Consider the following 10834-nt stretch of genomic DNA (forward strand, 5'->3'; position numbering starts at 1 on the left):
CCTTAAGAAAAATATTCGAAATCTACTATTGATTTTTTTAGAGTGGGTGACAAGTACTCTACAACACTATGCAAATTTCGCATGAGAAACGATAGACCTATAATATATAAAATTCCTTTCTAAAAATTGCGCAAAAATAATTTGGTTTGTGATTTAAACTTTGAAAGTTTTTTTTCGAATTTATTTGCTGATCTTATGATGATTTAAAAATTATTTTTTATCAGATCAGCAAAAAAATTGTGTGAAAAAATGTAAATTAAATCACTGATCAGTCGAAAAAATCGTGAGACCAAAAGAAATTACTTTTGGACTATTGATGATAGGTGATTATATGATGTCTTCTCCTTTGTCTCCTTTGAATTTGAATAAATTAACAGCTTATCCTCAAGGTTCGATGGGGGAGTTGTGGCAAATTTCTTTTCCTTTAATGCTTTCTCTGATGTCTGTCAGTTTAATGCTTTTTCTAGACCGCCTATTTTTAGCTAACTATTCTCTTGAGGCTCTAAATGCTTCTGCTAATGCAGGAATTCTAGTTCAGTTTTTGCAGTTTTGGTGTATTTCAACTGTTAGTGTCGCTGAAATTTTTGTAGGGCGTTATAATGGATCAAAAAAATTTGAAAAGTTAGGTCAACCTGTTTGGCAAATGATTTGGCTTTCTTTAGCCTCTTTTTTTTGGTTTATTCCTCTTGCTTTATGGGCTGGCCCTTATTTTTTTGATGGCCATCCTTCTGCTTTGCTAGAAATAGAGTATTTCAAATATTTGTTGTGTTTTGGTCCTCTGGCAGCTCTTTCAGGAGCGATTTCTGCTTTTTACATTGGACAAGGACAGGTAAAGTGTGTGACTTGCGTAATGGCTGTTTCGAATCTGGTGAATATCGGCTTAGATTATTTGTTAATTTTCGGGTGGGAGCCTTGGATTCCTGCTTTAGGTATTAAAGGAGCTGCTATCGCAACTGGAATAGCTCTGACAGTTCAAGTTGTAATTTTCGGGTGGGATTTTTTCAAAGCCAGTAATCGAAAAGAAAAAGGGACTAACAAATGGCGAATTAATAAACGTCTTTTTCGGAAAAGCCTTAGTATTGGCATCCCCAATGCTTTTGCTCACACACTCGAATTGATGGCTTGGGTTTTGATTTTCCATTTGATGACAAAACTAGGAACAGATTACATCACAGTTGTGACAGTCGCGCAAAGTATTTTCTTTCTTTTCACTTTTATGACGGAGGGTGTTTCTAAAGGAGCAACAGCGATTGCTGCAAATTTTTTTGGAGCAGAGCAACATGAACTTGTGTGGAAATTACTGAAATCAGGTTTAAAGCTTTACTTATTCGTTTTTTTACTTTTAGGCGTCATTTTAGTTTGGTATCCAGATCCCTTAATTCATTTATTTTTAGTACAAAAAGAAGCTCTAAGTCCTGCCGTGCTTTCTACTTTACATGCAGCATGTTTTTGGGTTTGGTTATTTTTTCTATTTGATGGAATTAATTGGTTGTTAGTCGGGCTATTAACGGCTGCAGGGGATACGCGTTTTATTATGAAAGTGGGAGGTACAGGTCCTTGGATTGTGGCTTTGTTACCCATTTACTTCTTCGTATTTAAGTGGGGAGCGCCGGCAAATATTGCTTGGATGTTAATTGCTCTGTATGGAGTTGTCTCTAGCCTCATTTACTTATGGCGTTTCAAAACCGAAAAATGGAAATATGCTTTTGTGACTTAAGCCGATGCTGAATGACGACACTGGAAGCTGCCATTCAGAATTGATTTATCTTCTTGGTTATAAAGAATTTTCTCGACAGCAAAATGCTTTTAAATTTGTCAGCAAGTAGGCAAGTAAGGCTGTGGTTAAAACAAGCATGAGCCCAGCTGGCATGAATTTATAAGACAGAGAAAATCGATATCCAAAGAAGGCCAAAAGAAGTCCGGCAATTAAAAGAGTTCCGTAGTAGCCCCAACTTTGTCCTTTATGGACCAAATAACCACATCCTAATAAAATAGCTGCGGTAATACTAGAAGCAATTAAAGAGGCTAGGCTGTTAGCCACAGCATGGCCGACAATTCCTCCAATCAATACAATAATGGCGTAAATCCAGATAACTTTAGATAATCCTTGCATAGCAAACTCCTTATGCGGAAATTTTTTTCGTGTTGAAAAATTATTTTAAAACCAAACCAAAGAAATATTCAAGGTATAAACTCATTTTTGGTCTAAAGAATAAATGACAATAAATAAAATAGCTGGACAAGAGAAAAATGAATTTGTTAAAAAGGAGTTTTTTTAAGGAATTTTTATGTCAATAGAAGAATTTTATGTTCCGCCCAGTGGCCCTCCTCAAGGGATTACCCCAGATTCACGCATTTATTCGTTAATGGGGGAGGACAATATCTATAAAATGTTAGAAGACTTTTATTTAGAATTAGAAAAATCTTCTATTCGCCATCTTTTCCCTACAGATATGAAAGCTGCTTCTAAAAAATCGGCTGCTTTTTTTGTTTTTATTTGTGGAGGACCTCCTTTATATCAACAACAATTTGGCTCTCCTCGCATGCGGCAACGACATTTACCCTTTGCCATTGATGAAGAAGCCAGACAAGTTTGGTTGCATTCTTTTAAACATATTCTTCAAGATGCAGAGCAAAAATACTGTTTTCCAATGGAACATATGGGTAGTTTTTATCGCTTTTTGGATCAATTTTCTGCTTGGATGATTAATACTCAATCTGAAAAATAAATTTCTACTCCAGTAGACTCAAATTTTTTTCTCCAAGAGAAGGAACTTTTTTATTAAAAAAATAATTTGAATGCATTGACTTGTAGTTTTCATCCATGATATGGATAGATTATAACCTTCAATTTGAATTTTCTTTTCGAGATTTAACTTTTTGTTTGATTCGTAAAATAAAAATTCAAGCATAGGTTAACGCTCATTTTCGATTCCGACAAATTTTTACGTTAAAATAAGTTTTTTAAGTTCCTGCAATTGCTTAAAATACCGTGAAACTAGGCTCTTTTTTGGAGAAAACTAGTGTTAATATCAAATACCTATCTAGCCTGAGGAAGAGTCTTTTCAAAGGTTTGATAGTCTTAAAAGGGAGAAAAACATGTCTTGTCAAGATCAAACTTGTGGAACTCATCATCATCATCATTCTGACCATAGCTCGCATGGATGCTGTGAAAGCAGCTCCTGTGGAAGTCACCCTTGTTGTGGAAATAACTGTTCTTGTTCATGTGGTTGCCAAAATTCTTGCAGTGGAGAGCAAGATCATGCTCAAAAATTTTTAGCTTTGGCAGACGCAGCATGGATGGAAGTTTTAAAAGAACGTATAAAAGAACATATCCGTGCAAACGATTCATGCATTGAAAAATTAGCACAAGCCATTTGCGAAGCTAATCAAGAAAAATGGGAAGCCAAAATGGCAAAAAAGAAAGTAAAAGCTGATTTTGAAGAAAAACTTAAAAATATTCTTTGCTGCGATAGTCATTGTGATAGCCATTGTGAAACAAAGAATACAGGCAATGGAAATAAGGGTAACGGAAAATAATTTTTTAAGTGCTAATCCTAAAAATATTCAGGATTAGCACCTACCTTTTGAGGCTTGATGCTATTCTTAAAAAAAATTTAAGGGAGATAAGATGAATAAGGACAGTTTGATAAAATTAGTAGGAAAAATTGGATTAGGAGTGATTTTAGTTCAAGGGTCTGCTTATGCTCAACCTTCTGTCACTTCGACATCACCATCGGCAGTATCCACACCTGTGCCAAATAGTAAAACACCTACACAAATAGTAAATCCAGTTCACGTATCTAATAATCAAGCTCAATCAGCACAAGTCGATCAAAAGGCTTGGGCAGCTTGGATGATTGAAGCAGCTCAAGTCGCTAAAGATTATGTCGAGACTCTGGATAAAGGGCAATATGCCCAGAGTTGGGAAAAAGGAGATACTCTTTTTCAACAAACAATTACTCAAAAAGAGTGGGAAACAACGCTAGATTTAGCAAGAAAGCGTTTAGGAGGAGTTCAATCTCGTACGCTGAAAGATGAAAAGCCAGCAATTGATCCTCATGGCCTTCCTAAAGGGTCTTATATGGTTATTGAATACAACACTTCATTTGACAAGGCTCCTAATTCAGGAGAGTTACTGACTCTTAGAAGGGGCACTGATGGTCAATGGAAAGTGTTGACCTATCAAGTCAACTAAAAGCTAAGTATGCCACCCCACTTGTCTTGATGACAAGTGGGGTTATCATTAAAAAAATCATTAGGGCTTGTTTTAATTAAATTTTCCAATCAGAATTAAAAATAAAACATTTATTTCCTAATCACTAGAATCCTAATAGTGATTTGAAGGTTAGTCCAATGACGTTGATTTTTTTAGAAAATATTTCTTCTGTTGAAAAACAATTTTACCATTTACCCTTTTACCAGCAGACAATTTCGGCAGGTTTCCCTTCTCCAGCTGAAAATGAGATGGCAGATCGCATTGATTTGAATGCCTTGTTAATTAAGCACCCTTCCGCGACTTTTTTCCTTAAGGTGTCTGGTTCTTCGATGATTAATGCAGGGATTCATCATCAAGATATTTTAGTTGTCGACCGAAGTTTACCTGCAGTAGATGGCAAAGTGGTTATTGCGTCCGTTGATGGAGAATTAACGGTAAAAAGATTAAAAATAGCATTTAAAAAAGTGCAATTGGTAGCTGAAAATGATCAATATCCTTCTATCGAAATTTCCGAAGAGATGAATCTGCATATTTGGGGAGTTGTGACTCATGTCATTCACGCTGTCTAATTCTGATTGTGTGGAATCATTACCAAAGAATCAATTCATTTTAGTAGATTGCAATAATTTTTATGTATCCTGTGAAAGATTATTCAATCCTAGCCTTGAAAAGAGGCCAGTTATTGTTTTATCCAATAATGATGGATGCGTAATTTCCCGTTCTCAAGAAGCCAAGCTTTTGGGCGTTAAAATGGGAGAACCTTACTTTCAAATTAAAGCACTTTGTGAATCTAGAAATATTCAAGTCTTTTCTTCAAATTACGCACTCTACGGAGATATTTCAGAGCGTATTATGAACCTCTTGATCGAACATGCCCCCGACCTAGACATTTATTCAATTGATGAAGCATTTTTAAAATATCCTTCTAGTGTTGCTCCTTCTGATTTAGTTTCTCTTTGTCACGAATTACAAAAGAAGGTTAAGAAATGGGTGGGAATGCCTATTTCTTTAGGCCTTGCTAACACGAAGACACTTGCAAAAATGGGCAACGATCTTGCCAAAAAAATTCAAAATTCTTATGTATTTGATTTAAATTTATCGGTTCGTCAAAAGGTCTTACAAAATTATTTGATTGGGGATGTTTGGGGAATTGGACGAAATTTAAAAGAAAAATTAAATGGAATGAATATTCACACGGCCTGGGAATATGCACAAATGGATCCTTCCATTATTCGCAAACGACTGGGTGTGATTGGAGAGCGAATATTATGGGAATTAAGAGGAGTTAGCTGCTTAGAATCAGATGAAAAAGTCTCTAAAAAAAGTTTGCTTTATTCTAGGTCTTTCGGACATGTTCTTTCAGAGATAACCCCTTTGTCCGAGGCTTTATCTACCTATGTTTATACAGTGGCTAAAAAGTTAAGAGCACAGGAGAGCCTAGCAAAAGCGCTGCATATATTTTTAGAATATCAAATTCAGCCCGGAAAGAAGATGCGCTGTTATGATAGCATTACTGAAATATTTCCAGCTCCAACTAAAGACACAGGAGAGATGATTAAGGCCGCGAAACGAGGATTAAATAAAATTTTCCGTCGTGAAGAAAGGTATAAGAAATGTGGGGTCATTTTATTAGATCTTTTGCCTGAATCATCCTCAAATTCTGATTTGTTTTTAAATCCTGCAGATCCCAAGCGAACACAATTAATGAATACCATGGATGCATTAAATGCTCGTTTTGGTAAAAAAAAATTATTTTTTGGAGCAATGGGAACAGACGTAAGCTGGAAGCCCCGAAAAGACCTCAGCTCAAAGCACAATCCTTCTAATTGGCAGCAGCTACCCATTGTTTTAGCTAAGTAATATTTGAGGTTTTTTTTCTAGATTGCAGTTAACAATAAGTACTGTTAAACTTTGACCTCCTTATGATTTTATGAAGAGAGGTTTATGTTAGAACAAACGCGCCAAATATTTATGATTCAAATCGCTCAAGAACTTTCCCTTTCTGTCCATTCTGTCAAAGCTGTAATTAATTTATTGGAAGGGGGAAATACGATTCCTTTTATCGCCCGTTATCGAAAAGAAGCGACCGGCGACCTAGATGAAGTTCAAATTAAAAACATTCAAGAACGACACGATTATTTAAAAGAATTAGAAGAAAGACGGCAAACGATTCTTACTTCGATTGAATCGCAAGGAAAACTAACAGATACTCTACGAGAACAAATTTTAGCTTGTAATGTTAAAACAATTTTAGAAGATCTTTACTTACCCTATAAGCCTAAACGACGCACGAGAGCGATGATTGCTCGAGAGAAAGGACTAGAGCCTTTAGCTCTTTTAATTTTAAGTCAACCCCTTCAAGGGAATCCGCAAGAAGCAGCCAGTTCATTTATTAATGAAGAAAAAGGAGTTTTGGATGTCAACCAAGCGTTTTCCGGAGCTCTTGATATTGTAGCTGAAATGATTGCTGAAGAGGCCGCTGTTCGTTCGTATGTTCGAGAAGTATTTGCAACAGAAGGTTTTATTGTTTCAAAAGTGCGTTCTAGTGTCAAAGGACCGACAAAGTTTGAGCAATATTATGATTTTAAAGAAAAAGTTAAAACAATTCCTTCTCATCGCTATTTAGCTATTCGACGCGGTGAAAAAGAAGATATCCTTGATTTTTCAATTGAAATAGAGGAATTTTCTGTCATTTCACAAATCGCAAAATTAATAAATCTTAAACAAGCTTCTCCCTTTAGTTCTCATTTATCACAAGCAGTTGAAGATTCTTTTAAAAGGCTTCTTTATCCTTCTGTAGAAACAGATGTCCGTTTAGATTTGAAATTAGCCTCGGATCGAGCGGCTGTAGATATTTTTGCCAATAACTTACGTCATCTTTTATTAGCTTCTCCTCTAGGTGGAAAGTCTGTTATTGGAATCGATCCCGGCATTCGAACAGGCTGTAAATGTGTGGCTGTAGATGAGACAGGTAAATATTTAAATACGATCACCATTTATCCTTCTCAAGGAGCAAGTGCGCATCAACAAGCAGAAAAAGACTTAGCGACTTTTATTCAATTATACAAACCTTGCGCGATTGCGATTGGTAATGGAACGGCTGGTCGAGAAACAGAAAATTTTGTCAAACAACTAATCAAAAAAAATGCTTTAACGGGCACCTTGGTTGTCACTGTTAATGAATCGGGAGCAAGTGTTTACAGTGCCTCTGATGTCGCAAGAGAAGAATTTCCCGATTTAGACTTGACAATAAGAGGGGCCATTTCAATCGCTCGCCGATTACAAGACCCCCTTGCTGAACTTGTCAAAATTGATCCAAAATCAATTGGAGTCGGACAATATCAACACGATGTTCATCAATCTCTTTTACAAGATCAACTTGTTCATGTAGTGGAAAGTTGTGTAAATCATGTAGGAGTCGATTTAAATACAGCGAGCGCCCCTTTACTATCTTATGTTTCTGGAATCGGTCAGTCGCTTGCTCAAAAAATGGTTAAATATCGAGAATCCCATGGCGCTTTTAAATGTCGTCAGCAGCTTAAAGAGGTTCCTGGATTTGGCGCTAAAACCTTTGAACAAGCAGCGGGATTTTTACGCATCAGAAATGGAGAATATCCTTTAGACTCTTCAGCAGTTCATCCAGAACGCTATGAATTAGTAGAACAAATTGCTAAAGATTTAAACCTCTCCTTGAGAGATTTAATTGATCATCCTGAGTTTGTCGCTCAAATTGATTTAAAGAAGTATATGAGTGCCTCTGTAGGAGAGTTGACCTTGAAAGATATCCTGCAAGAATTAAAAAAACCAGGCCGAGATCCGCGAGCAACTTTTGAACCTCCCAGCTTTCGCGAGGATATTTTATCTATCCAAGATCTTAAACCAGGGCTCCATTTAGAAGGAATAGTGACTAACGTAACAGCTTTTGGGGCTTTTATTGATATAGGTGTGCATCAAGATGGGTTAATTCATTTATCAGAGCTTTCCGATCACTACGTCAGCCATCCCAATGATGTGGTGAAAGCTGGAGATAAGCTAAAAGTAGAAGTTTTAACAATTGATGTTGAACGCAAGCGCATTTCTTTAACGGCGAGAGTAGGTCAAAATCGCTCTACTAAAGAGCCAATACAAGTTGCTAAAGAGTCTTCAAAGCTAAAAAGGCAAACCAGATCCCAAAGTAATTTTATTTCTAATCCGTTTGCTTCCCTTTAAAAAATCCCCTGTTGCATGTTTGGAAAAAAGCTGTTAAAAGAGGTTTTTGAAGATTAAAAAATAGGAGAAATTGCGATGGATAACCAACCAAAAATATTAGCTTTTGCAGGCAGCTTAAGAAAAGACTCTTATAATAAAAAACTTGTTAAAAACGCGATGAAAGGAGCTGAACAAGCTGGAGCAAAAGTTACTTATATTGATCTAAATGATTATCCCCTTCCTATTTATGACGGGGATATTGAAGCGAATGAAGGGCTTCCTGACAATGCTCTAAAACTTAAAAAGCTACTGTGGGAGCACGATGGATTTATCATTGCCTCTCCAGAATATAATAGTTCTATCTCTGGCGTATTAAAAAATATGATTGATTGGACCACGCGTCAGGCTACACCTGAAGAAGTCTATTTAAGTTGTTTTATCGATAAAGTTGCTTTAATTATCAGTGCCTCTCCAGGAAATTTAGGGGGATTAAGAGGACTTGTTCATTTAAGATCTATTTTAGAAAATATTCAAACTTGGGTCATGCCAAGCCAAAAAGCCATTTCCGACGCTGCTAACGCTTTTGATGAGCAAGGAAATTTAAAAAAAGAACAAGACCGCAAAGCCACTGAAGAACTCGCGAAACAATTAGTTGAAAAAACAAAGAAACTTCAACTTACCAGTGTTGCTTAAAAAGTCTTTAAATCATTTGCAGGCTTTTGGACGAAAGTTTAAATGCTTGCAATATTCACTTGAACAGATCGTTAAATGGAAATACTCGCAGCCGTTTTAGCAACCACAAAAATTTCACTTTCCCTTCTTATTCAGCTAAAAAACGCCAGTTTAACGTAAGAAACCCTCAAAAATATTCTAGAAGCTTAGCAGCTTCAGTTTCTGCCTTTGAAAAGAACAGTCGAGGCTTGGATGGATTCAAGCAATAATTAGCAAGGCCTGCCATCAGATTGCTCAGAAATTTCCATCGACTTCGGTGCCGATGATGTTCTATCTGACAGCTATTTTCAACAGATGATTCACATTTTCAATCATAGCCCTCTTTTTTAGCATGAGTTTATCCACTAACGTGATCCATTGATTTTTCATTTTCTTTACTTTTGTGAAAAGATGCATTCCCTTTTGCATTAAAGTTTGAGTCAGTTTTTCTGACATATCCCCTCTATCTGCGAACGCTTTTCCTTTCATCCCTTCTACCATTTCTGAAACGGGTTTGCGATCATCAAGTTTGCCAGTTGTCAACTTAAATACAACAATTTTAGCATGGTGATTAATCACAAGATGGAGCTTAACCCCAAAGAACCAACCGATGGTTGTTTTTCCCCACTTAGCGTGGCTCTTTAAAGACACGATGGGAAAAGGCACGTTTGACGCAGGCAAATCGTTAATCCTGTAGAGTCTATCAATAAAATCCCTTCACAGATCCCTTGATGTTCTTGGATCAAGCAAAACAGAGGAAAAATGCTTCAAAGGTGAGTTGAAAAAAATCTTGAGTACCCAACAAAATGAGGGAATAGATATTTTAAAGTTGTTTTTACATGGTTTAAGTAGAAGTGTTTGAATGTTCTATCATTGAAACGATGAATGAGAAGCAAAATCGTTAGCACTTCACTTAAAGGTCTTCTAAAAGTTTTTTTGCGGATTTTTCTTTTCGTCTACTCCATTTGTTTTGGAAACACATTTGGTGAAATCTATTAGAGAAATCATCCACAAGATAAAACAGTTCGATCATCTCTATTTCGTTCATTTTGGCCTCTTTCCTTAGTTTTTGTTCTGCAAAACAAAATCTTCTACCAGAAAAGAGGTCTTTTTTCAATAAAGATCGCTCAGAATATATCTTGAAGACAGCTTACGTTAAACTGGCGTTAATTTAGGTGGATGACAGAAAGATAAAGCGGTAGATCGATTGCTGCAAGCCCCACTAGATACAGCAGAGCTGGCAGATTAAGTTAAATTGGCAATGCTTGGCTGTTAATGTTTTTTCTAATTGACAAAGGCGGAGAACAAAAGTTTGGCGATGGATTTAAAGGCAAAGGAACAATAACACATCTTTTTAGTCGATGAGAGCGAATTAACTCTCACTTTCAAAAAAGCATAGCTGCTAATGAAGTTAAGTGAAAATGGTGGAGTTTTGCATCGACTAAAGTAAAATTTTTATCTTTTAGCTTGAAAGAATTTTGAATTGATCCCTTAGTGAGCTAGATTTAAAGCTTCAAGACTTGAACCAAACTCTAGCAACTTAACTTTCTTTCCTCAGTCAGTTAAATTTCTATAATAAATTTTTCAAATTTTAAATTGATTGGAGTGTTTCTTTTTGATAGTATCTTTACGACGTGAATTTTTGTTAAATCAAAGGATAGCCAAGTCATGCAAAGCACTCATCCTATCTCGCCCCAACCTTTTAGTGAGCAGCCA

General features: G+C 36.2%; 10 protein-coding genes. 8 read left to right on the forward strand and 2 right to left on the reverse strand.

Features of this window, described 5'->3' with window-relative positions; genetic code table 11:
* The first annotated feature begins 331 nt into the window (after nt 1-331).
* Nucleotides 332-1717: an MATE family efflux transporter gene (locus tag BU804_RS00740; RefSeq protein WP_158024974.1), complete on the forward strand. Its 1386-nt coding sequence runs from the start codon at nt 332-334 to the stop codon at nt 1715-1717.
* 57 nt (nt 1718-1774) lie between these two features.
* Here the strand turns inward: BU804_RS00740 and BU804_RS00745 are convergent, their stop codons facing one another.
* Nucleotides 1775-2113 (reverse strand): TMEM14 family protein, encoded by a 339-nt coding sequence (locus BU804_RS00745; protein WP_075882591.1) that lies wholly within the window; start codon nt 2111-2113, stop codon nt 1775-1777.
* A gap of 175 nt (nt 2114-2288) precedes the next feature.
* On the opposite strand from BU804_RS00745, the gene BU804_RS00750 reads away from it, so the two are divergent.
* The 7 genes from BU804_RS00750 (at nt 2289) to BU804_RS00780 (ending at nt 9100) form a co-directional block, all read left to right on the forward strand.
* Complete coding sequence (locus BU804_RS00750; protein ID WP_075882592.1) at nt 2289-2729, forward strand: globin domain-containing protein; 441 nt, start codon at nt 2289-2291, stop codon at nt 2727-2729.
* A 370-nt stretch (nt 2730-3099) separates the two neighbouring features.
* On the forward strand, nt 3100-3540 hold the full coding sequence (locus tag BU804_RS00755) for a hypothetical protein (protein ID WP_075882593.1): 441 nt from the start codon (nt 3100-3102) through the stop codon (nt 3538-3540).
* 91 nt (nt 3541-3631) lie between these two features.
* On the forward strand, nt 3632-4198 hold the full coding sequence (locus tag BU804_RS00760; RefSeq protein ID WP_075882594.1) for a DUF4019 domain-containing protein: 567 nt from the start codon (nt 3632-3634) through the stop codon (nt 4196-4198).
* A 158-nt stretch (nt 4199-4356) separates the two neighbouring features.
* A complete protein-coding gene (locus BU804_RS00765; RefSeq protein ID WP_075882595.1) occupies nt 4357-4788 on the forward strand; it encodes a LexA family protein in 432 nt (143 codons plus the stop codon).
* Entirely contained in the window at nt 4769-6079 is a 1311-nt protein-coding gene (locus BU804_RS00770) for a Y-family DNA polymerase (RefSeq protein WP_075882596.1), read from the forward strand. Before BU804_RS00765 ends, BU804_RS00770 begins: the two co-directional genes overlap by 20 nt.
* 84 nt (nt 6080-6163) lie before the next feature.
* The gene (locus tag BU804_RS00775) at nt 6164-8428 is read left to right on the forward strand and encodes a Tex family protein (protein ID WP_075882597.1); all 2265 of its coding nucleotides are present in this window, start codon (nt 6164-6166) and stop codon (nt 8426-8428) included.
* 75 nt (nt 8429-8503) lie between these two features.
* Nucleotides 8504-9100 (forward strand): NADPH-dependent FMN reductase, encoded by a 597-nt coding sequence (locus BU804_RS00780; RefSeq protein WP_075882598.1) that lies wholly within the window; start codon nt 8504-8506, stop codon nt 9098-9100.
* Between the two features lie 309 nt (nt 9101-9409).
* On the opposite strand, the gene BU804_RS11025 is transcribed toward BU804_RS00780, so the two are convergent.
* Nucleotides 9410-9799, reverse strand: a complete 390-nt coding sequence (locus BU804_RS11025; RefSeq protein ID WP_158024975.1) for a transposase — start codon at nt 9797-9799, stop codon at nt 9410-9412.
* Between the last annotated feature and the right edge of the window lie 1035 nt (nt 9800-10834).

The sequence above is a fragment of the Candidatus Protochlamydia sp. W-9 genome, from assembly GCF_001950615.1.
Lineage (GTDB): Bacteria > Chlamydiota > Chlamydiia > Chlamydiales > Parachlamydiaceae > Protochlamydia > Protochlamydia amoebophila.